Source organism: Streptomyces sp. NPDC094034 (assembly GCF_040303865.1).
Taxonomy (GTDB): domain Bacteria; phylum Actinomycetota; class Actinomycetes; order Streptomycetales; family Streptomycetaceae; genus Streptomyces.
This window is the reverse complement of sequence record NZ_JBEOUD010000023.1, coordinates 110,639-135,626: the sequence shown is the minus strand read 5'-3', so window position 1 is coordinate 135,626 and position 24,988 is coordinate 110,639. Positions and strand designations below refer to the sequence as shown.

At 69.9% G+C, this 24,988-nt stretch carries 27 protein-coding genes; 11 read left to right on the top strand and 16 right to left on the bottom strand.

Going from position 1 to position 24,988, the window contains the following annotated elements:
• Positions 1 to 171 precede the first annotated feature (171 nt).
• Together ABTZ59_RS21605 and ABTZ59_RS21600 are read right to left on the bottom strand one after the other, a co-directional pair.
• Complete coding sequence (locus ABTZ59_RS21605) at positions 172 to 3,342, bottom strand: endo-alpha-N-acetylgalactosaminidase family protein (RefSeq protein ID WP_351408107.1); 3,171 nt, start codon at positions 3,340 to 3,342, stop codon at positions 172 to 174.
• A 160-nt stretch (positions 3,343 to 3,502) separates the two neighbouring features.
• The gene (locus ABTZ59_RS21600) at positions 3,503 to 4,330 is read right to left on the bottom strand and encodes a S1 family peptidase (protein ID WP_351408095.1); all 828 of its coding nucleotides are present in this window, start codon (positions 4,328 to 4,330) and stop codon (positions 3,503 to 3,505) included.
• 372 nt (positions 4,331 to 4,702) lie between these two features.
• Here ABTZ59_RS21600 and ABTZ59_RS21595 point away from each other — a divergent pair, with 372 nt between their 5' ends.
• Positions 4,703 to 5,605: a hypothetical protein gene (locus ABTZ59_RS21595; protein ID WP_351408088.1), complete on the top strand. Its 903-nt coding sequence runs from the start codon at positions 4,703 to 4,705 to the stop codon at positions 5,603 to 5,605.
• A 73-nt stretch (positions 5,606 to 5,678) separates the two neighbouring features.
• The gene (locus ABTZ59_RS21590) at positions 5,679 to 7,208 is read left to right on the top strand and encodes an ankyrin repeat domain-containing protein (protein ID WP_351408082.1); all 1,530 of its coding nucleotides are present in this window, start codon (positions 5,679 to 5,681) and stop codon (positions 7,206 to 7,208) included.
• A 93-nt stretch (positions 7,209 to 7,301) separates the two neighbouring features.
• Here ABTZ59_RS21590 and ABTZ59_RS21585 read toward each other — a convergent pair whose 3' ends face one another.
• The 7 genes from ABTZ59_RS21585 to ABTZ59_RS21555 all read right to left on the bottom strand — a co-directional run bounded on the left by ABTZ59_RS21585 (position 7,302) and on the right by ABTZ59_RS21555 (position 11,874).
• A complete protein-coding gene (locus ABTZ59_RS21585) occupies positions 7,302 to 7,688 on the bottom strand; it encodes a barstar family protein (RefSeq protein ID WP_351408077.1) in 387 nt (128 codons plus the stop codon).
• Positions 7,689 to 7,727: 39 nt separating this feature from the next.
• Entirely contained in the window at positions 7,728 to 8,117 is a 390-nt protein-coding gene (locus tag ABTZ59_RS21580; protein WP_351408067.1) for a guanyl-specific ribonuclease, read from the bottom strand.
• Positions 8,118 to 8,303: 186 nt separating this feature from the next.
• Positions 8,304 to 9,869: a DEAD/DEAH box helicase gene (locus ABTZ59_RS21575; protein ID WP_351408060.1), complete on the bottom strand. Its 1,566-nt coding sequence runs from the start codon at positions 9,867 to 9,869 to the stop codon at positions 8,304 to 8,306.
• Between the two features lie 106 nt (positions 9,870 to 9,975).
• Positions 9,976 to 10,179, bottom strand: coding sequence for a cold-shock protein (locus tag ABTZ59_RS21570; protein ID WP_015607926.1), 204 nt, complete (start codon positions 10,177 to 10,179; stop codon positions 9,976 to 9,978).
• 196 nt (positions 10,180 to 10,375) lie between these two features.
• Positions 10,376 to 10,879 (bottom strand): pyridoxamine 5'-phosphate oxidase family protein, encoded by a 504-nt coding sequence (locus ABTZ59_RS21565; protein ID WP_351408042.1) that lies wholly within the window; start codon positions 10,877 to 10,879, stop codon positions 10,376 to 10,378.
• Between the two features lie 51 nt (positions 10,880 to 10,930).
• Positions 10,931 to 11,365 (bottom strand): DUF4180 domain-containing protein, encoded by a 435-nt coding sequence (locus ABTZ59_RS21560; RefSeq protein WP_351408032.1) that lies wholly within the window; start codon positions 11,363 to 11,365, stop codon positions 10,931 to 10,933.
• 14 nt (positions 11,366 to 11,379) lie between these two features.
• A complete protein-coding gene (locus ABTZ59_RS21555; protein WP_351408025.1) occupies positions 11,380 to 11,874 on the bottom strand; it encodes a helix-turn-helix domain-containing protein in 495 nt (164 codons plus the stop codon).
• Between the two features lie 244 nt (positions 11,875 to 12,118).
• On the opposite strand from ABTZ59_RS21555, the gene ABTZ59_RS21550 reads away from it, so the two are divergent.
• Positions 12,119 to 13,372 carry a Clp protease N-terminal domain-containing protein gene (locus ABTZ59_RS21550; protein WP_351408016.1) on the top strand — a complete coding sequence of 418 codons (1,254 nt, stop codon included), beginning with the start codon at positions 12,119 to 12,121 and terminating at the stop codon, positions 13,370 to 13,372.
• A 125-nt stretch (positions 13,373 to 13,497) separates the two neighbouring features.
• A complete protein-coding gene (locus ABTZ59_RS21545) occupies positions 13,498 to 14,973 on the top strand; it encodes a sensor histidine kinase (RefSeq protein ID WP_351408012.1) in 1,476 nt (491 codons plus the stop codon).
• A gap of 44 nt (positions 14,974 to 15,017) precedes the next feature.
• On the opposite strand, the gene ABTZ59_RS21540 is transcribed toward ABTZ59_RS21545, so the two are convergent.
• Complete coding sequence (locus tag ABTZ59_RS21540) at positions 15,018 to 15,614, bottom strand: TetR/AcrR family transcriptional regulator (protein ID WP_351408006.1); 597 nt, start codon at positions 15,612 to 15,614, stop codon at positions 15,018 to 15,020.
• 195 nt (positions 15,615 to 15,809) lie between these two features.
• Here ABTZ59_RS21540 and ABTZ59_RS21535 point away from each other — a divergent pair, with 195 nt between their 5' ends.
• The 3 genes from ABTZ59_RS21535 to ABTZ59_RS21525 all read left to right on the top strand — a co-directional run bounded on the left by ABTZ59_RS21535 (position 15,810) and on the right by ABTZ59_RS21525 (position 17,985).
• Entirely contained in the window at positions 15,810 to 16,331 is a 522-nt protein-coding gene (locus ABTZ59_RS21535; protein WP_351408001.1) for a cupin domain-containing protein, read from the top strand.
• Positions 16,332 to 16,417: 86 nt separating this feature from the next.
• Positions 16,418 to 17,278, top strand: a complete 861-nt coding sequence (locus ABTZ59_RS21530; protein ID WP_351407994.1) for an alpha/beta fold hydrolase — start codon at positions 16,418 to 16,420, stop codon at positions 17,276 to 17,278.
• 53 nt (positions 17,279 to 17,331) lie between these two features.
• Positions 17,332 to 17,985, top strand: coding sequence for a response regulator (locus ABTZ59_RS21525; RefSeq protein WP_351407980.1), 654 nt, complete (start codon positions 17,332 to 17,334; stop codon positions 17,983 to 17,985).
• Between the two features lie 14 nt (positions 17,986 to 17,999).
• Here ABTZ59_RS21525 and ABTZ59_RS21520 read toward each other — a convergent pair whose 3' ends face one another.
• Positions 18,000 to 18,455: an ATP-binding protein gene (locus ABTZ59_RS21520; RefSeq protein WP_351407971.1), complete on the bottom strand. Its 456-nt coding sequence runs from the start codon at positions 18,453 to 18,455 to the stop codon at positions 18,000 to 18,002.
• Between the two features lie 195 nt (positions 18,456 to 18,650).
• On the opposite strand from ABTZ59_RS21520, the gene ABTZ59_RS21515 reads away from it, so the two are divergent.
• From ABTZ59_RS21515 to ABTZ59_RS21505, 3 genes are read left to right on the top strand one after another with little or no spacing between them, the layout of a single operon-like run.
• A complete protein-coding gene (locus ABTZ59_RS21515; protein ID WP_351407964.1) occupies positions 18,651 to 19,490 on the top strand; it encodes a DUF5753 domain-containing protein in 840 nt (279 codons plus the stop codon).
• Complete coding sequence (locus tag ABTZ59_RS21510; protein WP_351407956.1) at positions 19,468 to 19,689, top strand: DUF397 domain-containing protein; 222 nt, start codon at positions 19,468 to 19,470, stop codon at positions 19,687 to 19,689. Before ABTZ59_RS21515 ends, ABTZ59_RS21510 begins: the two co-directional genes overlap by 23 nt.
• 16 nt (positions 19,690 to 19,705) lie before the next feature.
• Positions 19,706 to 19,927 carry a DUF397 domain-containing protein gene (locus tag ABTZ59_RS21505; RefSeq protein ID WP_351407952.1) on the top strand — a complete coding sequence of 74 codons (222 nt, stop codon included), beginning with the start codon at positions 19,706 to 19,708 and terminating at the stop codon, positions 19,925 to 19,927.
• 29 nt (positions 19,928 to 19,956) lie between these two features.
• Here ABTZ59_RS21505 and ABTZ59_RS21500 read toward each other — a convergent pair whose 3' ends face one another.
• From ABTZ59_RS21500 to ABTZ59_RS21480, 5 genes are all read right to left on the bottom strand, one after another.
• A complete protein-coding gene (locus tag ABTZ59_RS21500) occupies positions 19,957 to 21,126 on the bottom strand; it encodes a methyltransferase domain-containing protein (RefSeq protein ID WP_351407944.1) in 1,170 nt (389 codons plus the stop codon).
• Positions 21,127 to 21,270: a hypothetical protein gene (locus tag ABTZ59_RS21495; RefSeq protein WP_351407937.1), complete on the bottom strand. Its 144-nt coding sequence runs from the start codon at positions 21,268 to 21,270 to the stop codon at positions 21,127 to 21,129.
• A 120-nt stretch (positions 21,271 to 21,390) separates the two neighbouring features.
• Positions 21,391 to 22,245, bottom strand: a complete 855-nt coding sequence (locus tag ABTZ59_RS21490; RefSeq protein WP_351407934.1) for a helix-turn-helix domain-containing protein — start codon at positions 22,243 to 22,245, stop codon at positions 21,391 to 21,393.
• Between the two features lie 12 nt (positions 22,246 to 22,257).
• Complete coding sequence (locus ABTZ59_RS21485; RefSeq protein ID WP_351407928.1) at positions 22,258 to 22,776, bottom strand: DUF6879 family protein; 519 nt, start codon at positions 22,774 to 22,776, stop codon at positions 22,258 to 22,260.
• Positions 22,757 to 23,023: a hypothetical protein gene (locus ABTZ59_RS21480; RefSeq protein ID WP_351407921.1), complete on the bottom strand. Its 267-nt coding sequence runs from the start codon at positions 23,021 to 23,023 to the stop codon at positions 22,757 to 22,759. Before ABTZ59_RS21480 ends, ABTZ59_RS21485 begins: the two co-directional genes overlap by 20 nt.
• A 381-nt stretch (positions 23,024 to 23,404) precedes the next feature.
• Here ABTZ59_RS21480 and ABTZ59_RS21475 point away from each other — a divergent pair, with 381 nt between their 5' ends.
• Positions 23,405 to 24,970, top strand: a complete 1,566-nt coding sequence (locus ABTZ59_RS21475; RefSeq protein WP_351407916.1) for a trypsin-like serine protease — start codon at positions 23,405 to 23,407, stop codon at positions 24,968 to 24,970.
• Positions 24,971 to 24,988: the final 18 nt, after the last annotated feature.

Here is a 24,988-nt window from a genome sequence, read left to right as displayed (position 1 = left end):
CTCCGTGCGGTGCAGTCCTAGACAGCTCCACCACACCGGAGGTCTTCGCCATGATCAAGCACCGGCACGTGTCAACAACGCTCGTGATCAATACAACTAGGACTTGTCCGGTCCGGCCGGGCAGCGGGGCCGGTCCCGGCGGCGCTGCCCGGGACCGGCCCCGTCACCGGCTCAGGCCTCCCGCACCTCGAACGCGTCCAGCGTGAATTCCGCCTTCCCGTCGCCTCCCGTCTTGCGCAGCCCGACCCACGCCTCGCCCCGCTCCGGCGCGGTGAACTCGTAGCTCAGTACGGTCGGTTCGGTCGCGACGGGCAGCGCCACGCGCGTCAGCTCCCGCTCCGCGGGCTCGTCCACGGCCGTGACCCAGGCGTACTGGCCCGCCTTCTCGTTCTCGTACCGGAACGAGACCCGGTAGCGCCTGCCCGGCTCGAAGCGGACGGTGTGCTGGACGGTGCGGTAGACCAGTCCCCCGTTCTCGCCCCGCGACTTGAGCGATTCCGTGCCGTCGATGACATCGTCGATCGCCTTGCCGTTCCAGCCGCGCTGGGTGAACGGCGCGTGCCGCTGGGCGATATGCGTACGGGGGTCGGTGGCGCCGCCCGCGTCCCCCTTCACGAAGACGCCCCACCCCTGCGGCACGTGCTGGAAGTCCTCGAAGGCGACCGTGCCCGGCGTGACGGTCTGCCGGGCGCGGACGATCCGTACGTTGTCGAACCGCACCCGCGCCCCGCCCTCCGCCGCGCGCAGCGTGAGCCGGACCTCGCCGCCGCCCTCCGGGACGGTGAAGTACGTGAACATCCGCTGGAAGCGGCTGCCGTGCTTGCGGTCCGCGGCGACATAGTTGCCCGCGGTGGAGCTGTCGGTCCAGTTGACGGCCGTGACGCCGTCGGCGGTACGGACCTCCAGGGCGGCTCTGCGCCGGAGCCCGGCGGTCTCACCGACCTCGACCTGTACGGACGCCGCGTATGTGCCGGGCGCCAGCCGCTCCAGGCGCTGGCCGACCGCCGCCGCGCCCGCGCCGATCACCAGCTCGTAGTCGCCGAGCGCGCTCCGTGCCACGGCGGCCGGGCCGCTGACGGTCCAGCCGTCCAGCGAGCCGGAGTGGAAGCCCGGGTCGTGGAGGGGGGTGGCCTGGCCCCAGTCCGGGTCCGCCGGATGCCGCCGGACCCGGCTCCGGTACAGCACGTACGGCTGTCCCGCCTCGGCGTCGAGGGTCACCCGGCCGTCTCGTACCGGGATGTCGCGCACATGGACCCGGCCCTGGTCGGTGAGCCGGTACAGGGCGGCCTTCGACAGCCCGGCCCAGCCGCGCGGCAGCCGCCAATCGCCGCTGCCGCCCGTCGGGTTGTAGTGGTAGAGCTTGTCCGGGTCGGTGGCCCGGCGCGGCTCCCAGGGCAGCAGATAGCGTCCGTCCTCGTACACGACCCGTCCGTCGGTGGTGATGCGGCGGATGCCGTCCGCGTCGGAGACCACGGTCCGTGTCGGTCCCGAGAGCCGGATCTCGTGGTCGTTCCAGCGCGCGATGGGATACGCCTGGAGGTATTTCGCGGGAAGGGAGTGGGTCCAGATCAGCCGGTAGAAGTCCGTCCAGTCCGTCTTGCCGACCCAGCCCTCGAAGTTGCCCGTGCGCGGGATGCCCAGCAGCGTGGGCCACTTGTCGGCGAAGACGTCCTTCTGGTGGTTGCGCAGGAAGCGGATCAGCCGCGAGTTGATTCCGCGCGAGGTGTCCCCGCCGTAGTCGGTCTCGGTCGCCCAGTGCGCCCAGAGCGAGGAGCGCTCCAGGCCGTGGCCCCATTCGGTGGTGATCTGCCAGCCCTGCTCGCGCAGCGCGCGCTGGAGCCGGTCGGAGTTCCAGCCGGACTCCCGGAAGACATCGATATAGAGGGTGTTCAGCGCGGGGTCGGTCTGCTCGCGCAGATCCTGGAAGCGCTTGACGATGTCGCCGGAGACCAGATCGCGGCGGGCGTCGATGCGATAGCTCTGGTCGAGCCAGTCCCACTGCTCGTCGTTCTTGTCCACGAGCGTCTCGGAGAAGGCGTGGGCGACGGGGTAGGACTCGGTGGCGTTGACATGCACCCCGAAGTCGCTCTGCCACTTCTTCCCTTCCCTGACCAGGGTGTTGAGATCGTCGAGTCCCCCGGCGCGCTGGTTGTAGTTGCCCGCGTAGTCGGGGTGGGCCGAGTCGTGTCCCTCCGACTGGTAGCCCTTGAGCAGGGTGTACTGCCGCAGCCCGTCCGTGGCCAGCGAGATCCGCTTGACCTGGTCGAGGGTGGCCAGGAACGGGTTGGTGGCCTGGCTGGCGAAGTTGAAGGGGATGTGCGGGACGACCCGCAGATGCTGCCGGTCGGCGCCGAGCGGGCTGACCATGATGTCGCGGAAGGCGGTGGCCGCGTCCTGCCAGTCGACCGCGCGGCCGGCTCGCCCGGCACCGTCCGCGTCGGCACCGCCCCCGTCGGCGCCTTCGACGTCGGCGCCTTCGACGTCGTCACGTTCGCGGGTGACGATGACGGTGGCGTACGGCAGCGGTTCGGTGGCCTCCACCGGGGAGCCCGCCGCACGGTGGGTCCACTGCCCGCACCGCAGCCGCCCTTCCGTCACGCCGCCGTCGGCGCGTACGACACGATGCCAGAGTCGGCCGTTGTCCCAGGTGGCGCCCGGGGTGTCGGCGGGCCGGTCGTAGCAGGTGTTGGTCTCGACCGCGCCGCCGAGCCGGTCGTGCACCACCACGGCGTAGGCACAGCCCGCCGGTGCGCGTTCCGGGGTGCCGGCGGTGATCGCGGTCAGGGTGTCGCCGCTCTTGGCCTTGTCCAGTTCCACGCGCGCGGTGAGCAGTACGGCGCCGGGCTGGTCGGCGCGTACGGACAGCAGCGCCAGCCCGGGGAGTTCCAGGGTGCCGACGCGCAGCGCGGGTGTGTCGGCGATCCGGGTGACCCGCCAGTCGACGCGCCATCCGGCGACCGCGATCTCGATGTCGATCTCGGTGCCGCCGTCGAAGGCGAGGGTGTACGCGATCCGGCCGCTGCCGCCACCCGTCTTCCGGGTGCGCACGGCCGGGGTGCGGTCGGTGCCGTCGATCCGTACGGAGGTGACCGGGTCGCGCTGCCCGTACAGCAGGGCGCCGGTCTCCCGGTCGGTGTAGGAGACGACGCGCGGGAAGCCGCTGTCGACCCGTACGTCCAGCTCCCGGGAGCGCAGTACGGTCCCGGTCCCCGCCGCCCCGCCGGACGACGGGGCGGCGGCCCGCCCGGGGGACGCGCCGAGGGCGACGCCGGCGCCCGCGAGTGCGGTGGCGGCGACGACGGTTCTGCGGCGGGGGCCGCGGTCTGCTGCGTTGGCGTGCACGCTCGCTCCTCTTCGTTCACGGATTCGACGGACGGATGGGGGGATCCGTGCACGTCAATCTCCGTCGCGAGGTGCGAGCGCGCCCATGGACAAAGGCGGGGCAGGTGTTGGACTAACGCGTCCGGCCACCTGCCCCGCCCCGAGGACCTACGGCGTCATGTCAGAGGGTCGACGCGGCCGAGGCGATCTGGGAGGCGAAGGTCGAGACCTCGGTGTAGACACCGGGGTAGTTGGGCCGGGCGCAGCCGTTGCCCCAGCTCACGATGCCGACCTGGATGAAGGCTCCGGCGTCGTCCTTGCGGAACATCGGACCGCCCGAGTCACCCTGGCAGGTGTCCGTGCCGCCCTGCGGGTACCCGGCGCAGATCTCCTCGCTCGCTATGATCTCGCCGCCGTACGACGCGTTGCAGCTGGCGTCGGAGACGAACGGAACGGTGGCCTTGAGCAGGTAGCGCTGCTGGCCGCCGCCCTCGGTGGCGGCGCCCCAGCCGGCGACGGTGAAGTTGCCGTTGTTGTACGCCGTGTTGGTGGCGATCTTCAGCGTCGGCAGGTTGATGGGCGCGGCGAGCTTGATGAGCGCCCAGTCCTTGCCCACGCCGTTGTAGCCGGGGGCCTGAAGCACCTTGGTGGACTTGACCTTGATGGCGCTGGTGCTCTGGAGGTCGACCACACCGGCGGTGGCGGTGATGCTCGTGTTGTTACCGGACCCGCTCACACAGTGCGCGGCGGTCAGCACGATGGTCGGCGAGTACAGCGCGCCACCACAGCCCATGGAGAGCCGGACCATGAAGGGGAATTCACCCTGAGCGGCGCGGGTGCCGCCGACGACGGGCGGAGCGAGCGGGGCCGCGGCCTGGGTCTTGGGCGCGACCGGCGCGGGCGCGGCGGAGGCGGACGACGGCTGGAGGCTGATGGCGGCGAGCACGACCGCGCCGGCGGCGGCGGTTCTCTTGAGGACACCCAGAATGCTCAACGGTCTGCCTTTCATGGGGGGAGATGAGGGATTCGCCCGCAGGGCGGGCTCCGGTCAACGCGCGTTGCGCGGCGCTGACATGAGCTCGACAAGAAAGCGTGATCCGGATTATGCGGAGGGGATCAGCCACGCCACAAGAACCTGGTTTCGGCCATCCGGCAGCACCCTGCGTCGGCCACCGTCCTCTGTTCGGACCCGCCGTCCGGTCACAGGACGCACCGTCCGCCGGTCAGACACACCGTCCACCGGTCAGACGCGCCGTCCGCTGAACGGACGTCCCCGACCGGGCACGACCCTCCGGCGCCCGGAACGCGCCCGTACAGTTGAGGCGAGCGGGCTCGGCCGTCCCGCGCGGGGGACCGGACGCGGGACGCAGGGGGTAGGGACGTGACGAACGGCGGCGAGGTCCAGCACGGCTATCCGCATCTCGACACGGCGCGCGCGGCCATCACGGCGCTCTACCGACGGCTCTCGGCCGACGGGATCCGCGCGTACGCCCCCAGCGTGGCCCCCGCCGATGTCGCCTTCTCCGACGTCGACGATCTGTATCTGGGCACCCAGCGCGTGGCCCACGCCCTGGTCCAGCAGCTGCGGCTGCCGGACGCGCGGGTGATCGTGAGCTTCCGCGACATGGACCACGCGGCGAATGTCGAGCTGACCGCCGGACCCGAGTACTTCATCGAGCTGAACAACCGCTTCCGTACCCATCGCAGGGACATCGGCGCCGCCCTCGCCCACGAGATCACCCATGTCCTGCTGCACCGCCTCGGTCTCACCTTCCCCGGCACCCGCGACAACGAGATCCTCACCGACACCGCCACGACCTATCTCGGCGCGGGCTGGCTGCTTCTGGACGCCTACCGCGAGGACCGCGATTCCAGCCAGAAACTCGGCTATCTCACCCCCGAGGAGTTCGGCTATGTCCTCGCCAAGCGCGCGCTCGTCTTCGACGAGGACCCCCGGATCTGGTTCACCAGCCCACAGGGGTACACGTCGTACACGAAAGGCAGGGCACAGTCGCTGCGTGACGAGCAGCAGCCGCCGCTGACCACCGCGGGCTGGTCGGGCCGGCACCGCTACGCCAAGGACCGCCGCTACGCGATGGACCACCCGGGTGTCGCGCCCGCCCCCGCCGCGCCGTACGCGCCGTACGCCTTCGAACACCTGGCGGACGGTCTGCGGGTCTCGTTCCCGTGTCCCACCTGCCTCCAGCGCATCCGGGTACCGGTCCGCGGCCGGGTGCGGGCGCGGTGCGGACTGTGCGGCAGCGTGCTGGACTGCGACACCTGAGCCGGACCCGGGCGGCCGCCTCTGTGCCGTATCCCGGACGACGGCGTCACCCCGGCGAACGTAGGGTCGAAGCATGACGAATGAGCCGACGACGGGCGCGGGCGTCGACGAGCTGTTCGCGGCGGTGAGCGGCGGCGCCGCCGACACGGTGGTACGGCTGCTCCGCGCCGGTGTCTCCGCCGAGTCGGCCGACGAGAACGGCGAAACGGTCCTCTACCGCGCCGCGGTCAGCGATGTGCCGGGGCTTGTCCGGCTGCTGCTCACGGCGGGCGCCGACCCCGGCCGGGCCGGCGGCCGGGACGGCGGCGATCTGCCGCTGTGCGGGGCGGCCTGCGGCGGGCACACCGAGGTCGTCCGCGCGCTGCTCGCCGCCGGCGCGCCCCCTGACGATCGCGAGGAGTTCGGTTTCACGGCGGTCGCCTGGGCGGTCGTGCAGGGCTTCGCGGACACCGTGGAGGCGCTGCTGGAGTACGGCGCCGACCCCGATCTGCCGGGCCCCGGCGGCGAGCCGCCCCTGCTGCTGGCCGCCCGCCGCGGCTCCGCGCCCGCCGTGCGGGTCCTGCTCCGCTACGGCGCGGGCGCGCCCGACGGTGTCCACGCGAGGACGCGCGACGCGGCGCTCGCCGAGGCACGGCGCTGGCTGACCCGCGATGTCGAACAGGAGCTGCGGGCCGGACTGCTGGACGCCTACGGCGACGGTTACGAGACGGTGGTGCGCCGGATCGAGGAGGACGGCTCGGGGACCGTCATCGTCGAACTGCTCCGGGACGGCGAGCCGGTGGCCGGCCGTGAGCAGCAGACCGGGCACGCGGCCGTCGCGACGATACTCGAAACGGAGCTGGGCATTCCGACGCCGTACGAGGAGCTGGCGGCGCGGGCCCTGCGCTGCGGTGACCCCGGCCGGGACGACTGGACGGAGTCGGTGTCCGCGCTGTGGCGGCGCGGTGACGAGGAGACGTTCCAGGCCGCCGCCGCGTGGTGCGTGAGTGACGAGCCGCTGCGACGGGCCTTCGCCGCCGATGTGCTGGCGCGGCTCGGCGCCTCGGACGGGGAGACTCCGTTCGCCGCCCGCGCGGTTCCCCTGCTGCGCGAACTGTCCCGGCGGGCCGTGGAACCGGAGCTGGTCCGCGCGGTCGTGGTGGCTCTCGGCCAGTACGGCGACCCGGCCGCGCTCCCGGAGATCCTGCGCCACACCGGCCACCCGGACTCCGGGGTACGGCGCCGGGCGGCGCTCGCGCTGACCGGGCTCGTACCGGGCGACGACCGCGACGCGCTCTGGGCGCTGACGCTGCTGAGCAGGGACGCGGACGCGTCGGTCAGGGACCGCGCGGTCGTGGCGCTGGCGGGCCTGGACGCGGACACGCGCGAGCTGCGCGAGGCGCTGGCGGCCCGGCTGAACGACCCGGAAGCGCGAACGGCCGCCGAGGCGGCCAAGGGGCTGGCGGCCCGCCGCGATCCGCGCGCGGTCGACGCGCTGGCCCGGATCCTCGGCGACGAGGACCCGGAGGGATACGCGCGCAGGACGGCGCTGGAGGCCGTGCGGTACGTGCCGCACGGCCCGGAGCGACGGCGCCTGGAGCGCACACTCCCGCGCCGCCGCTGAGGCACGTCCGGAGGGAGGAGCACGTTCCTGAGCGGAGGGCGCTGTTCAGCGGGGAGGGCTTTCAGCAGGGGCGCTTTCAGCGGGGGGCGCTTTTCAGCGGAGCCGGAGCACCCCGGGCGCCTCGCTCTCGATCAGTCGCACCAGTTCATCGAAGACGGTCGGGCCGTCACCGGCCAGGACGGCGTCCAACTGCCCTTGGACGGCAGCCTTGTTGGTGGGGTGCGCACGCTCCAGCCGCCGCTGGAGCGTACGCACGGTCTCTTCCCGGCCGAGGGTGCGGCGCGAGAGTTCGTGCCGGCGCCATTCGATGACGAAGTCGCCGTCGTCCGGCGTGCCGTACCCGCCGTGCAGGCAGTCGGCGAGCGCGTCGAGATTGCACCCGAAGTATCCGCCGGGCCCGTTCACGGCCTCACCGATCACCTGCCAGAAGCGCTCGAGGCCGGTGACCTCCGCCCCGTCGATCACATACGTCACCGTCATGGGACGGAGGTTACCCTTCCGGTTCCGGTCGACGACCGGTCAGCAGCTGTAGTTGACGAGCGAGAACGACGCGTAGTGGTCGGCGGTGTAGTAGTCCTCGTTGGTCTTGTTGCCCGTCACGATGCGGCGCGCGCCGCGGGTCGAGGAGCCGGGCGTCTTGACGGTGTACTCGTGGTAGTAGCCGTTCGACTGGCTCGGCAGGATGCCTTCCCGGTTCTGGAAGACTCCACCGTCCTGCGGGTACGGGTACGGCCCGCCCCGTTCGATGAGGTTGAGGGTGTCATGGGCCTGGACCGGCAGCCTGGAGTAGCAGATGCTGCCGACCGCGGTGGGGGCGGCGGAGGCGGTGGCGGTGACTCCGCCGACGAGGAGAGCGGAGGCCAGAGCGGCGATGCCACCGAGGGTGGCGATCCGTGGGGGAATTCGCATACCCCATGATGACGCGCGTAGACGCGTACACGTCAATGGCAACTGTGGGGAGTTTCCGGGAAGTTAACCAACGGGCCCGTCTGCGCAGCGCCCCGTACACCCCGGACGCGGCCCCGGGCCCTGACGCGTGGAAGCCCGGCGCCGCGCCGAGCGCGTCACCGGGCCTCCGCTTCTCGTACGTGGGACTCAGGCGGCGGTGCGGCGTCCGCCGTCGGTGCCGCGGTCCGGACGGCCGCGACGGCCCCGGCTGCCGCGCGAGGCCCCGCCGAGACGGGCCCCGCCGCCCCCGGTGCCCGAGCCCCCGCCCGTGCCCCCACCGGTACCCCCGCCGGTGTTCTTCCTGGCCGGGCGCGACGCGCGCGTCTTCGGCTTCGCCCGGACGGGCTGCTGCTGCGGCACCTCGATGGTGACGGCCACCCCCGAGGGCTCCCGCGCGCCGGTGAGCGTCACCAGTTCCTCGTCCGTGGACTTGATCCGCGCGGACCGGGGAGCGATGCCCGCGTCCGACATCAGCCGGGTCATCTCGCGCCGCTGCTCGGGCAGTACGAGCGTCACGACACTGCCTGACTCCCCCGCCCTCGCGGTGCGTCCGCCGCGGTGCAGATAGTCCTTGTGGTCGACCGGCGGGTCCACGTTCACGACCAGGTCGAGATCGTCGACATGGATGCCGCGGGCCGCGACATTCGTCGCGACGAGACAGGTGACCAGACCCGTCTTGAACTGCTCCAGCGTCCGGTTGCGCTGCGGCTGCGAACGGCCGCCGTGCAGCCCCGAGGCCCGCACACCGCTCGCCAGCAGCCGCTTGACCAGCCGGTCCACCGATCGCTTGGTGTCCAGGAAGAGCAGCACCCGGCCGTCGCGCGCCGCGATCCGCGTGGTGACTTCCTTCTTGTCCGTCTCGTCCAGGACGTAGAGCACATGGTGCTCCATCGTCGTCACCGCGCCCTGCGAAGGATCGACGGAGTGCACGACCGGGTCCGTCAGATACTGCCGTACGAGCCGGTCGATGTTCTTGTCCAGCGTCGCCGAGAACAGCATCCGCTGCCCGTCCGGCTCGACCTGCTTGAGCAGCGCGGTGACCTGCGGCATGAAGCCCATGTCGGCCATCTGGTCGGCCTCGTCGAGCACGGTGATCGACACCTGGTCGAGCCGGCAGTCGCCGCGCTCGATGAGGTCCTTCAGCCGCCCGGGGGTCGCGACGAGCACCTCGGCGCCGCGCCGCAGCGAACCCGCCTGCTTGCCGATCGAGAGCCCGCCGACGACCGTCGTCAGCTTCAGATTGACGGCGGTGGCATACGGGGTGAGCGCGTCGGTCACCTGCTGCGCCAGCTCACGCGTGGGTACGAGCACCAGCGCGAGCGGGGCGTGCGGCTCGGCGCGCCGGCCGGCCGTACGGGCGAGCAGCGCCAGCCCGAAGGCGAGCGTCTTGCCGGAGCCGGTACGTCCACGCCCCAGGATGTCGCGGCCCGCCAGGGAGTTGGGGAGAGTCGCGCCCTGGATGGGGAACGGGGTGGTCACCCCCTGGGCGGTGAGTGTCTTGAGCAGTCCCGCGGGCATGTCCAGCTCGTCGAACGCCTCGACGGCCGGCAGCGCGGGGGTAAGGGTCTCCGGCAGCGTGAACTCCTGCGGGCGCGCGGCGGGGCGGCGGGCGGTCTGCCTCGCCGAGCCCTTCGCGGGCGCCTTCGCGCGGGAGTTCACCGGGCGCTTGCCGGCGGGGCGGGCAGCGCGAGCCGGGCGTTCGGATCGAGTCATTCGGGAAAAGCCTTCCTGGGCCTGAGAACAGCGGCCTGAGAACAGCGCGAGCCGGGACCCGCACCTGCACGGTGCGAGCCCCGGCTGCGAGGTACACGTCCGGGAATTAGGCCGGGACGATGTTCTCCGCCTGCGGGCCCTTCTGGCCCTGCGTGACGTCGAACGAGACCTTCTGGCCCTCCTGGAGCTCACGGAAGCCCTGGGTGGCGATGTTCGAGTAGTGGGCGAAGACGTCGGCGCCGCCGCCGTCCTGCTCGATGAAGCCGAAGCCCTTTTCCGAGTTGAACCACTTCACGGTGCCAGTAGCCATGTCATTCTCCTAAAACAGGTGCAGAGCCGGAAATCCGCACTTTACGGATTCCTCGTCGCCGCATTGAGCCCCATCCGGAGAAGCCGGCAAAAACAATAATGCGCCTGAGGAACATTCCCGTCAGGCGCACATAAAGTTCATGGGTACCAAAACTGCAACGCGGTCAGCCTAGCACGCCCGAGCACCGGCTCGACGATCACCCATGATCCTCACGCGGCGGGCCCTCGCCCGAACCGCGCCGTACCGTGCGCAGCGGCCCGTTCGGCCGCCAGACCTGCACGACCAGGTCTTCTCCGTCGAGTCCGGTCCACACCACCTCGCCGAGGTCCACGCTGAAGAGGTGAAACGGAAGCGGAGGTTCGACCTCCGCAGCGAACCGTACGAGCGTTTCCTCGTCCGTGACCTCGACCGCCCGTCCGGCGACCCGGACGTCCCCGTCCGCCATCTCGGCACCCTCCCCCGGATTCGCGTGCACGGCGAAGCGCGGGTCACGCCTCAGGTCCAGCGCCTTACGCGAATTCGGCATCATGCCGAGCCACAACTCCCCGAATTTGAAAGAGACTTCAAGCCCTGTCACGCGCGGGGAGCCGTCCTTGCGGAGGGTGGCAAGGACATGGTGGGTGTGCTTCTCGAATCGCCGCTGAACGGTCTCGGCGAAGCGCGGCTCCGCCGAGACGAAATCGGCCCAGGTGAATGTCATACGTCCAGCCAACACGAGATACCGGACATCTTCTGTCGCCTTTTACGGCCCTTACGGCGCGGGGAGCTCCTTCGACTCGGGGGCGAGGCGGGCGCTCAGGGCCTTGATGTCGGGGACGAACCAGAGCTGTGTGCCACGGTTGCTCTCGCGAACGAAGTCCCGAAGCGCGGTACTCGCGGCCGTGTGCCGCGCGATGTCGCCCACGACGGCGACGCGCAGCCGGTAGTTGACGAACTTCTGGACGATGTCGCCGGCGACGCGGGTGCTCAGCCGGAAGAAGGCGTCCTCGAACCGGCCGACCGGGATGGCGACCCAGGCGGCACCGAGAGAGAACGCGTCACCGATGAGGTCGAGGGCCTCACGCTCGCCGCGCAGCGGTTCACCGCCGGACGGACAGCGGAGGACGGGTATGCCGTGGATGTACTGAAGGGCCGGGGGGACTTGAGGGGTCTCGGTGGCCTGGGGGGTCTCGGTGGGTTCCGTCATCTCCGGCTTCCTGTTCATTCCGGTTGCCCGATCAGGGCGTTGACGATTTTGAGAAGTTCGGCGGTGCTCTCCAGGCCGCCCAGGATGATGACCTTCAGCACGGCCCGTTCCTCGTCGTAGACGGTCTCCACGCGCAGGCGCTCCCCGCCGTCCTGGCCGTGGGCGATGGCGGCCATGACCGTATTCGTCAGACGGATGGCCGCTTCGGGGCCGATCACGTCGATCCGCACGATGACGGATGCCTCGGCATGGCGCCCGCCCCGGCCGACGAGGGAAGCGGAAGCCGACGGTGAGGGGGAAGCCAAGGAAGAAGAGGGCGCCGGACGGCCAGTGAACGCCTCCAGATCCTCGCGTGCGATCCGGTACTGCTTGCCGATACGCGTCGCCTTCAGCCGACCGTCCCGTACATAACCGCGCACCGTCCGCACATGGAGATCCAGCAACTCCGCCACCTGGTCCACCGAGTAGTACTGCTGTGGCACCGCTTTCGCTTCCTTCCAAGTACGCACCTATCGCTCCCCAAGCTATCACCCGATGGGGAAGTTTAGGGAAGTATAGAGACGGAGGACTTTGCCTGACGGTGCCGATCGGGTCGCGAGTGTGGCCGGTCGGACGGCAAGCCGTGGCCGGTCGGACGGCGAGCGTGGCCGGTCGGCCGATGCGTCGGTGCGGGGCCGGCACCTAGCGTCGTTCACGGATCAGACACCGCACCGGCGTCAGCGCCGACCACCCGCACCCGAGGGGAACCGCCCGATGGAGAACGACACCGTGTACCCAACGCCCGCCGATCCCGAGCGAACCGCCGCCGAAAGCGCCCGGTCCGACGCGGAGTTCGACACGGAGTTCGGGTTCGACGTCATCGGACTTCTCGTGGACGTGGTGGTCCGTGCGCTGAAGCACGAATCGCGCACCGTCGGCACGGAGGACCTGCTTTCCGCCCTGGTCATGGGTGACTCGGCGGCCGGCGAGGCGATCGCGCCCGGCATGCGGAACGCCGGCGCGCTGAGCGGAATGGTCGCCGGTCGGTCGGGGAGCGGATGGGCGAGCGACGATCACGGCGACGAGACGCCGGGCGAGCCCGCCGACGAGCACGAGATCGCCGCCGCCTGGCGGATCGCGCGATGGCAGACCGCCCGTCGCCACCGCAAGGTGGTCACGAAGGACGGCCTGGAGTGGCCCGAGCCGTCCGGGGCGCTGCACGCCTGCCTGCTCCTCGCGCTCAGGCTCGCTCGCCTGGAGGCCGCTGGGGAGGTGTACACACGGCATGTGGCCCGTGCCTTGCTTGACCTGCCCGACACCAGGGCGCGGGAGGCGTACGCACTGCGGCGGCTGGACCGTACCGTCGCGTACGCCGCCCTGGACGCACTCGACGCGCGGGACACATCGGCCGCGCCCGGGACCGACCGGCCACGTACCCCCGCCGTCACCCTCCTGTCCCAGGCCGGGCTGCTGGGAGACCGGAGCGGCTGGCTGACGCGCAAGCTCATGTCATGGCCGTCCCAGCAGCTCGGCGACGGCTCGCCCGTCCTCTTCGCGGTGTCCGTCGAGTCCCACCGCCAGGCCGTGCGGTGGGGACGGAGCACGGTGGAGCCGATCGATCTGCTGCTGGCCATCCTGGGTCTGGACCGCGCGCTGTCCCACGCCGGACGGTCACTGCCGGACAAGGTCGCCGCCCCCAACGAGGCCGCGATTCTGCTGCGCGCCCACGGAGTGCGGCCGGACGCGTCGGCGCTGTCGGCCGAGGCGGCCGAGGCGGCGCTCGCCGTCGACCCGTCCCCCGTATCCGATGAGATACCGCTCTCCGCCGCCGCCGAGCGGACCTTGGCCTCGGCGCGGCTCCTCGCGGCCGAGCACCACGCGTCCTCGGCCGGAACAGCGCATCTCCTGGCCGCGCTTCTCGACGACGCGACGGACGGCGAGGAGACACCGGTCCGCCAGTGGCTGCGCGCCCAGAACGTGGACGTCGCCGCGCTGAGGGCGGATCTGAGTCCGCGACTGTCCGCGTGAGGAACGGCCCCCACCAGGCGCCCGGCGATCCGGCCGACGCTACCGTTGCGGCGCGGGGATCCGCCGGTCAGGGGCCCGGGCGCGGACCCCGGCGAGGGGCGAGGGGACGAGAGGCGAGAGCGGGGATGGACGTGAGGCGGCTGCCGCCCGAGCGCGCGCGGCGGTCCTGGACACGCGCGGGGATCGCGATGAGGCACACCGCGCGGGCGGTACGGCGCGAGGCGACGGAGGGATGGGCCACCGCGCGCCGGGTCCCGCGCCGTACCGTCGCCACCGAGGCACTGGCCGTGGTGTCGGCGGCGGCCCTCGGGCTGATCCCCTTGCTGCTGTTGCCGCCGGAGCGGCCGGTACTGGCCGTGCTGGAGGCTCTGTACGCGGTGTGCCTGATACCGCTGCGGCGCTACCGGCCGGTGCCGGCGGTCGTGGGCACGGGACCGTTGCTGGTGGGCCCCAACGTGTGGGTGGTGGCGCTGGTACCGCTGATCGTGGTGTCCGCCACCCGCCGGATCACGCCGCCCCGCCGGGCCTGGCTCGCGGCCGGGATCGCCTGCGCGGTGTCCGTCGTCCTGCCGACCGCCGGAAGCCTGATCGTGTCCGGCCCCTGGCTGACGGATACGGTCGGGAACGCCATCTCGGCCGTTCTCCTCGTGCTGCTTCCCGCGCTCGCCGGGACACTGCTGGGGCGGCGCCGTCCCCTGGTCAGTCTGCTGCGGGAACGCAACGCCTATCTGGAGCAGGCCCGTTCACTGACCGCGGCGGCGGCGCGGATGGAGGAACGTACCCGTATCGCCGGTGAGATGCACGATCTCCTCGGCCACCGGCTGAGCCTGATCTCGGTGCACGCCGGGGCGCTGGAAATGGCCGCCGCGCGTCAGGCGCCACCGCTGGCGGGCCAGGCCGAGCTGCTGCGCACCACCGCCGGTACGGCGATGGAGGAACTGCGCGACATCCTGAACCTGTTGCGGCGCGAGGAGGTGACATCGGAGCCCGAAGCGGGCCGGGGGACGCATGAGGACGTCGGCGCCCTGGTGGCGGAGTCCCGGCGGGCGGGTGTCGCCGTCGAGCTGGTCTGGTCGGTGCCCGATACGGCTGATCCGAGTCCGCGCACCCGCCAGTCGGTGCACCGCGTGGTCCGCGAGGGGCTGACGAACGTACTCAAACACGCGTCCGGGGCGCCCACGCGCGTGGAGGTCGCGGAGGTCGCGGGCACCACCGGCGAGATCGAGGTCTCCGTCACCAACGCGGCGCCGCGCCCGGGTCGTCATCCACAGCCGGGAACCCGCAGCGGGCTGGTCGGTCTGGAGGAGCGGATCACCCTGCTCGGGGGGTCGTTCACGGCGGGCCCGCTGCGGGACGGCGGGTTCCGGGTGGCCGCCCGGCTGCCGTCACGTCCGAACGGAATGCCCCGGCTCGCCGTCCCCCCGCCGCCCACGAACGAACTCGCCAACGGTCAGACGGTCCGCACGGGAACCCGCCCTCCCCTGTCGACGGAAGTCCTCACCTGGCCAAGGGTGTTGGGCGCGGGGTGCGCCGCCACGCTCGTCATCCTGCCCACCGTGACGTTTCTGGTCCTTCTGCTGACACTGGCCGTCCTGAGATGACGGCGTCTCGTGTGCGTCGGGGCTCAGCCGCGCCGTTCGAGCTGTCAGGCCGCCGCTCGCGTGGGGAAGCACGCCATCATCTGGTCGGCGATACGCCGCAGTTCTTCCCTGGGCGCTCCCGACGCCGCCTGGACGGCCAGCCCTTGGATGACGGTCATCAGGAGCCGTGCCAGGCCGGAGGGGTCACAGTCCGACGGAAGCTCACCGCGGTCGCGGAAAGCCCGCAGCCGGTGGCTCAGTAGATCGAGTTTGCTCTCACTGACCCGGGCCAGGACCCGCTGCGCGGTCGCCGAGCCGGCACCCACGAGAGCGCCATGGACGGACAGACAGCCGTGCGGGGTGTCGTCGCCGGCGACCGTGTCGATGGCGGCGTCCAGGAGGGCGCGTACGAGCGCCGAAGCCGTCGGCTGGTCCAGGGCGGCTTCCAGGTATGCGCCGGGCCCGGCGAGGTAGTGCTCCAGGACGCGTCCGAACAGCGTCTCCTTGTCGCCGAAGGCCGCGTAGATGCTGGGGGCGCTCATCCCCATGGCCGACGTGAGGCTGGAGACGGAGGTGCCCTCGTAGCCATGGGTCCAGAACATCAGCATGGCCGCGTCCAGGGCGGCATCGGGGTCGTAGCTGCGCGGACGGCCACCTGGCATGGGGATGCATCACCTTTCAAGCAGGTTTTCCCACGCTAACACGCCCACGCGAACCCCAACTGACGTGCGCCTCCTGGCGATCCGCCCCTTCTGGGGATTGACACGGCAATGCCCCATGGCTAGTTTCCTAGCGATCGCTACAAAACTCTCGATCGGCTCTCGATCGGTTCTCGATCCACTGAGCAAGGAGCAGGAATGAGCCTGTTACAGCCCGCCGCCAGTGACCCCCGGTACACCAAGAGGAGCGCCGTCTTCGTGCCGCCCGGGGCGGGGAAGCACATCTGGGCCGCCGGTGACACCTACACCCTCAAGGTCGGAGCCGAGGAGACCAACGGATCCCTCACCCTGCTGGAGGCGACCGTGCCGCCCGGCGGAGGACCCGATCCGCATGTGCACAACGATCACGACGAAGCCTTCTACCTCATCTCCGGCGAGCTGGAATTCCTCAACGGGGACGAGTGGGTCAAGGCGGGCGCCGGAGGGTTCTTCTTCGTTCCGCGCGGCACCAGGCACCGCTTCATCAACCGCGGATACCACGCCGCCCGGATGATCTTCTTCTTCACCCCTGGTGGCATAGAGGAACTCATGGTCGCCTCCTCGACCCCCGCCAGTCCCGGTGTGACCCCATCCGTCGAGGAGGTCGCCATGCCGCCGCTCATACCGGAGCTCATGGAGCGCTTCGGTACCGAGCAACTGCCGGATCTCGGTACGTCCTGAACGGACCGTCAGATTCCGGAACCCGCGCGATCCCACGCGTCCCCACGCGGCCCCACGCGACCCCACCGGCAACGAAAGGAAGCGACGTGCCGACCGGAATCGACGGTTTCGAACACGCCCATGCCCGGGTCAACGGTGTGAATCTGCACTATGTGAGCGGCGGCTCGGGAGATCCGCTGGTGCTGCTGCCGGGCTGGCCCCGCACCTGGTGGCAGTACCGGAAGATGATGCCGGCTCTCGCCGAGCACTTCCGGGTCATCGTCTGTGAATACCGCGGCATGGGCGACTCGGAGAAGCCCGGGACGGGGTACGACAAGGCCACCATGGCCGAGGATGTCTACGAACTCGTCCGGCATCTCGGCCATGACCAGGTCAACATCGCGGGCGAGGACGTCGGTTCCTGGATCGCCTATTTCTTCGCCGCCAGGCATCCGGACGCCACATCGAAGCTCGCGCTGTGGGACCCGGGAGCCCCCGACCGGCTCCTGGCGAGCGTTCCGGCCCTGCCCGCGGGCGACGAGGGCAACGCGTGGCATTTCGGGTTCAACCAGCTCGACGGCCTCCCCGAGCGCCTGCTCACCGGCCGGTATCGCCTCCTGATCGACTGGTACGCCGACAAGATCTCCGGTGATCCTGAAGCGATCGACGAGGAAAGCCGCGCCATCTACGCCAGGGCGTACGACTCCCCCGAAGCGATCCGAGCCGTCGCCGGCTGGTACCGGACACTCCACCAGGACATCCAGGAAGCGGCCGACTTTCCGAAACTCACCATGCCCGTACTGGTTCCGGGCGGCCGCTTCATGGAGATGTCCCGCGCGTCGAACGAACACCGGGCGAGCGACATCAGATTCGTCGAGTTCCCCGGCGCGGGGCACTATCTGGCGGAGGAGCGTCCGGAGCGGTTGAGCCTGGAACTGATCAACTTCTTCGGCCGGCCCACGGCGTGACCGGTACCGCCCGGGCGCCCGGTGCCCGACCGCTCCCCACCTAAGATGAAGGCGTGATACGAGTCCTCATAGCCGACGACGAGACGCTGATGCGCGCCGGCATCCGGCTGATCCTGGAGAACGCCGAGGACATCGAGGTCGTGGCCGAAGCGGCCGACGGCCACGAGGCCGTGGCGGCCTGCCGCGACCGAAACATCGACGTGGCGCTCCTCGACATCCAGATGCCGGGCAGGGACGGCATCGCCGCCGCCGAGGAGATCGCCTGTATCGCGCCCGCCACCCATGTGGTGATGCTCACGGCGTTCGGCGAGGAGGAGAGCGTCACGCGCTCCCTGCGGGTCGGCGCGAGCGGCTTCCTGCTCAAGGACACCGGCCCCATGGAGCTGATCCAGTCGGTACGGCTCGCCGCGAACGGCGAACCGGTGCTGTCGCCCCGGATCACCCGGCGACTGATGGACCAGCACGTACGGTCCACCAAGGACACCCAGGCCGCCCTGCGCCGAACCGAGAATCTGACCGCCGCCGAGCGGGAAGTCCTGTGGCTGGTCGGAACCGGCCTGTCCAACGCGGAGATCGCCGATCAGCTCTATATCAGCGCCGGTACGGTCAAGGCACACATCAGCCGGATCCTCACGAGTACGGGCTGCGCCAACCGCGTACAGGCGGCGGTACTGGCCCACGACGCGGACCTGCTGGCCGGCCGCTGAGCCGACGGCCGAGGCTACGGGGCCGTCGGCGGGAGCGAGAGATGCGCCCAGACCGTCTTCCCGGGCCCCTGCCGCTCACTGACCCCCCAGACATCGGCCAGCGCCTCCACGAGCACGAGCCCCCGCCCGTCAGTGGCATCGGGCGCGGGCACCCGTGGTCGCGGCTGCTCGGGCGACGCGTCGTGCACCTCGATACGGATGCCGTCGGGGCGCGGCACATACCGGGTCTCGATCTGGCGCCCCGGCGATACGCGGGCGTGCCGGGCGGCGTTGGTCAGCAGCTCGGAAAGAATCAGCACAGCCGAATCCTCCAGCGCGGAAAGCCCCCATCCGGCGAGCGCTTTGCGCAACTCCAGCCGGGCGAGCCCGACACAACTCGGATGACGGCTCCAGCGCAGTACGACGGAGCCGTAGTAGGGGGAGTTGGGATGGCTGATGTCCGGCCGGCCTTCCATCACGATGGCGAGCACCTTTCCGTTTTGGCCATGCGGAATAGACCCCACGGCGTCTATTGAATTCCCAACGGAATAGCCACACTTCGGCGGGCCGAATGTCGGGAAGGGGTGGTCATTACGATCCCCCATCGGGCACACTGGAGACATATCCGAGCTGTCACCAAACGCCTGCGGTGGACGGCGGGTTGAGCGAAAGTAGGTTCGATCCAAGTGGAGCTGAACAACGAATCGGACAAGCTCACACCGCGATTGCGGTTGGGACGACGGATGCGCCGCCTGCGAGAACGGAGGGGACTGTCGATCCGTCAGCTCTCCGAACAGGTGGGTGGCTACTCGCACAGCTATCTCGGCAGGGTGGAGCTGGGAGACCAGCTACCATCCGAGGCGCTGGTGCGTTTGCTGGACCAATTCTTCGACACGGACGGCGTGTTGGCGGAGCTGCTGGAGTTGGCGCACGACTCACTGATTCCCGACTACAGCCGAATGTTCATCAGCAAGGAGCCGTCAGCGGAGCGAATCCAGGTATTCACAAGCAGCCTGATCCCCGGACTTCTTCAGACGGAGGAGTATGCGCGTGAGCTGTTCCGCAGGTCACTCCCCAACGAGTCCGAAGACGGACTGAATGAGCGCATCGCAATCCGTATGCGCAGACAACGGGTCTTTGATCGCGAAGAACCGCTTCCCTATTGGGCAATGATCGACGAAGCCGCTCTGAGGCGCCCAACGGCGCGAAAACGGCACATGGTTGAGCAGTTGCGCCATCTCATGAAGATGGCAGCCCGGCCTCGCATCACGATCCAAGTTCTCCCGTTTTCCAAGGGGATGCACCCCATGTTGGGGGGAGGATTGACCCTCATGACCTTGAAAGAGGGCGGGACGATCGCTCTGGTCGAGAGCTTCGACTCCGGCGAAGCAGTAGAGTCGACAAAGAGAGTAGTTGAGCTGACGGAGGGCTTGGACCTGGCTCGCTCGATGGCCCTGACGGATGACGATTCTCTCGACCTGATCCGTAGATACCTGAAAGAGTATGAAGATGAAGACGATTCCTGACGCGTCCGCTCTGCCCGCCTGGCGCAAGTCGAGCTATAGCGACAACGGGGCGGGCGGGTGCGTCGAGGTCTCCGACGGCTACCCCGCTGCCGTCCCCGTCCGTGACAGCAAGGTTCCTCACGGCCCCGCCATCCTCATCCCCACCCACCACTGGTCCACCTTCGTCACCGCCGTCAAGCGAGACGAGTTCCCCGCCTGAACCTGATCGAAGGGACATGAAGATGAAGACGATTCCTGACGCGTCCGCACTGTCCGCCTGGCGCAAGTCGAGCTACAGCGAGAACCCCGAGGGCGGGTGCGTCGAGGTCTCCGACGGCCACCCCGCCACCGTCCCCGTACGTGACAGCAAGGTTCCTCACGGCCCCGCCATCCTCATCCCCACCCACCACTGGTCCACCTTCGTCACCGCCCTCAAGCACAACGAGCTCCCCGCCTGAACCACCTGGAGCGGGTGCGGGGTTGGGGATCACGGAACGACGAACGCGTCCGGGGAGTCCAGCCACACCCGCTCCGCATCGGCGTCCACGGTCAGCCCGAAGCGGTCGAACCCGGGGCGGTCCCGTTCCTCCCACCACCGAAACGCGGTCTCGACCTCGTCCCAGAGCTTCCTGGGGCCGGACTGGTAGACCTCGTACTCGTACCGCCCCTGCTCGTAGTCCGCCGTGGCCCAGCTCGTACCGGCCGTGTCCCGTAGCCACAGGGTGTACGAGCCGTCCTCGTACTGCTCCATCCACGGGTACGCGCCGTGCACCCGGGCTCCGATGGCGAACATGACGGCCCACTCCCCCACGTCGTCCGGGGAGAGCGCCGTCGTGCTTCTGCCGCCGTCCGCCGGCCAGTTGCGGCCCTTGAGGTACGCGCGGACATGCTTACGGTCCGTTCGCTGGGCGCGCAGGCGCATGAACGCCGACGAGCCGACGAACGGTCCAGACGCGGTGCCGTCGTCGGCCACCGTGAGACGGGCGACCGCCTCCCCTCCGTACGTCGGACCCCAGGGCGTGACGATGATGCCGCCCGGCTTGGTCTGGGCGATCCATGCGCGGGGGACGCTGCCGACGGAGCAGGTGGCGATGACGCGATCGTAGGGCGCCGCGCCGGGGAAGCCCCGGGCGCCGTCGCCGACGACCGTCGTCGGACGGTACCCGGCCGCCTCAAGGCGCTCGCGCGCGTCGCGCGCGCTCGCTTCGTCGACCTCGACCGTCACCACGTTCTGGTCGCCCAGCCGATGGGACAGCAGCGCCGCGTTCCAGCCGGTGCCGGTGCCGATTTCGAGCACGCGGTGACCGGCGGCGACGTCGAGCTCGCTCAGCATGGAGCACACCATGGTGGGCATGGAACTGGAGCTGGAGGGGATCGTGCCCTTTCCGGGGCCGGTGTACGTACCGTCGTCCCACTGTGTGGTGATGGGCGCGTCCCGGTACACGGCGGTCCACCATGTGTCGGGTTCCTCGGCGCGGATGACGCGGTCGCTCTGCCGGTTCATCCCGGCGCGGCCGGGCCAGATCACGTCCGGTACGAACAGGTGGCGCGGTACCGCCTCGAAGGCGGGCAGCCAGTCGCGGCTCAGCGCGCCGCTCTCCGTCAGCGCGGAGGCGAGCCCCTGGGGACGCGCCTCCTCCCTCTTGTCGGCACTCACTCAGCTGCCGTCCGCCGGACGCTGACCGTCGTTGGTGTTGCCGCCCTCGTCCGAGCCGCCCCCACCGTGTTTGTTGCCGCTGTCGCTGTCGTCCTGGGGGTTGCCCTCGTCGGCCCTCATCAGCCACCACGTGCGCATGTCCATACCTCCGGATCGTGCGGGCCCGACGTTCGCCGACTCCGCGCGGTTTCATCCTTCTGGCAACCCAACGTAAGAGCCGAGCGGTTCTCCGCACGTACCGCCTTCTACGAAGTTGCAGGGCAGTCACTCCACAGTGTCTATCGCCGCCTGGATCAGGGCCCTGGCGCGCGCACCGTAGACCGCCAGGTCGGCCAACTCGGCAAATGTTTCCGCGTACATGGCGATCTCACTGGGCTGAGTGATCGTGAGATAGCCCGAGATCAGCTCGACGTTGACCTGTGCCGCGTCGTAGATCCAGAACCCTTCCGCCGGCCAGCGGGCACGGTCCGGGCGCATCGGCACGACGCCCAGACTCACGTTGGGCAGCGCCCCGATGACGATCAGGTGGTCCAGTTGTCCGGACATGACGTCCGCGCCACCGACACCCGACCGCAAGACCGATTCCTCCACGAGGAACGCGAAGCGGCGGCCCCCCTCGTAGAGCACTCGCTGACGCTCCATACGCGCCGCCACCGCGTCGGCCACGTCGTCGACGAGCCCACGGCGGCGTCGGATCGCTTCCAGCGCCGCCGTTGTGTAGGCGTGGGTCTGGATCATTCCCGGCACGAGCCAGGAGGAGTAGGAACGGAACCGGCGCGTGCGTTCGTACAGCGGCAAGCGGGCTTCCTGGGCCTGACGCAGGCCCGCACGTTCCAAGCGTCGCCACTCGACGAACATGCCCTCCACAGCTCGCAAAGTGGCAATCAGATCGTCGGTTCGCCCCTCTGCCCCGCACACCCGGCACCACGCTCGGATGTCCTCGGCGGACGGGGCCGTTCGGGCGTTCTCGATACGGGAGGACTTGGATGCGTGCCATCCGCACCGCCGTGCCAGTTCACGCCCGGTCAGCCCGGCGTCCCGGCGCAGCTCCGCGAGACGGTCGGCCAGAAGTTGCCGGGCCTGCCGGACACTTGAGGATGCGGATGCGGATGCGGCCATGGTCCGGGCTCGTCAGACGGGCCGGTACTCCGTGTGGGGGATCGCCCGCTCCCATGCCGCCTCGTACGCCGTCACGTATTGCTTGGCCAGCGCGGGATCCGGGCAGACCTCCATCCTCGGGCCGGTCCACTGACCCTCACCGCTGAAGTGATGCAGGATCAGGGTCTGTTCGTCCATGACCCAGCCGTCCAGCACGGGAAGCAACAGGTCACGGGCTTGTGAGCGCGGTAGCCAACGCACCGTCTCGCCCGCCGCGACATTGGTGAACGTAACGTCGTACTCGTACCGCAGATAGGCACTCAACGGTTCGGAGACCACACGCAGGCGGCGCATGACAACGCCTCGGCCGGTCGCCTCGGTCACCACATCCAGCCATGGTCTCCACCACGACGCCCTGTCGTCCGGGTTCTCGCGGTGGCCTGCCTGCCAGCGGATGAACGCGGGGTCGTCGAGCATGTAGCTGTCCCGCATCTCAAGGTGGATCGCCGAGCGCTGAGCGTGTGCCAGCGCCTCACGTACCGCTGTTGCCACTGGTGACCTCGCTGTCCGGGCGCGGGATGAACTGAAGCATGTTGGCGGGCAGGCGGATAACGGTCTCATGGTTCGGCACATCCGTCGTGTGACCGGGAACCGAACCGACTTCCCTCGCCTCACTGATGGTTGCGGCGTCTGCCTTCCATGACTGGATGATCAGGTCTCCGGTCGTGTCATCCAACCAGATGGTCGGCGAACCGTCGTCCGGAGTGTTCGGCCAGATTCCCAAGAACTTCAGGGCCATCACGGTCTCCTCTGCCGAGCGGACTCCACTACTGAGCAAGACTTTCTGCGTCGCGGCGCAAACCGTCAAGAATGCCTCAGCGGCCACGCGGCCGAGAGAGCCCGAAGCGTGCGGGGTGCCGGGTGCCGGGTGCGGCGTGCGGGGTGCGGGGTGCGGGGGACCGCGCGATCGCGACCTCTTACGCGTGTCACCGCTCATCCCACCTGCCCCGAACACGCTGATACACAACTGAGAGGCTGTCGCGCCGCGCCCGATACACGCGAGAGACCCTCCGGAGGGCCGCTGGGTCCAGGCTCGATGCCTGACGGGACGGCCGACCGCTGTCCCCGGGCACCAGCCCGCCGGAGCGATGGCCGGCGGCAGACGCGAGGGGAACCACTCATGCACACGTTGACCGGCGGAAGGGCGGCCGCCGCCCTGACGACGGGGATCGCGCTCGCCGCGGCCCTTTTGACCCCCCTACCGGCGCACGCCGTCGTGGGCGGCACCGAGTCCACCCGGGCCTACTCGTTCATGGGCTCCTTCCAGCCGTCGTATCCCGCCTCACCGCGACCGGACAAGCACGGCTGCGGGGTGGAGGTCCTGGCGCCGCAATGGGTCCTGACCGCCAGCCACTGCGCCGGCCGGAACCCGACCAACGCGAAGTCGGGTGTACCGCGTGGCTGGAAGGTCCGGGTCGGGTCACTGAACACCGCGTCCGGAGGCGAGGTCGCCGAGGTCGACCACTACTACCGGCTGGCGACCAGTCGCGACGAGGGGGGATTCTGGGGCCGCGACCTCGCGTTGCTGCACCTGCGAACCCCGGTTCGGGCCAAGCCGGTGCGGATCGCCTCGACCACGCCGCCGGACAACACGCCCGTCCGCATCATGGGCTGGGGCATGACCTGCGACGACTACGGCGACACGTCGTGTTTCCCCACGAGACTGCGGGAGGCCGACACCGTGGTGCAGCCGATCTCGACGTGTCCGTCCAGCGGGCCCGGAGAGTTGTGTATCGGTAGCAGCGACGGCGGTGTCGCCGCGTCCAACATGGATTCCGGTGGGCCCGCGCTCGTCCGCGACGGTGACCAGTGGGCGGTGGCCGGTGTGGTCAGCGGCCCCGACGAAAGCGGCAAGACGCTGTACACCGATGTCACCGAACACACCGACTGGATCAACGGCATCATCTCGGGCACCGACGTGCCGCCCGATGATCCGATCCCGAACGTGGAGGGCTCGGTGGATCTGGGCGGCTGCGTCGGCTCAGTGGTCAAAACCCCCGCCTCCCGGCCGCGGGACCCGGCGCTCTTGCTGACCAACGGTCACTGCGTGCAAGGACAGTGGCCCGCACCCGGAACCGCGATAGTGGACCAGCCGGCCGACCGCGAGGTGCATGTCGCCGACCGTCAGGGCTATCCCCAGACCACCGCCCGTACGCAACGGCTGGTGTACGCGACGATCACCGGCACCGACGTCGCGCTCTACCGCCTGGACAAGACATACGCGCAGTTGAAGGCGGAAGGCGCGAAAGTCTTCCCACTCACCTCCACTCCCGTACGCGCCGATGACCCCTTGACCGTGGCGTCCAGCGGCGTCCGCTACGACTGCACCGCCGAGGCCGTGGTGCCCCACCTGCGAGAGGGCGGCTACCAACTGGACAACTCCATCCGCTACGCGACGAGCGAAGACTGCGCCCCCTGGCACGGCGACTCCGGTTCGGCGCTGCTGGGCTCGGACGGCTCCACGGTCGTGGGAATCCACAACACCCACAACGACGACGGTCAGCAATGCACCGACAACAACCCCTGTGAAGTGGGCCCGAACGGGGAAGTGTCCTCCACAAAGGGCCGGGCCTATGGTCAGCAGGTTCATATGATCACGGCCTGCCTGGTCGAGGGATCCCAACTGGATCTGTCCCGCGAGGGCTGCACCCTCACCGGTGCCACGACCAGTCCCCCTGTCGCATGATGGACGTCCAGCACCTAC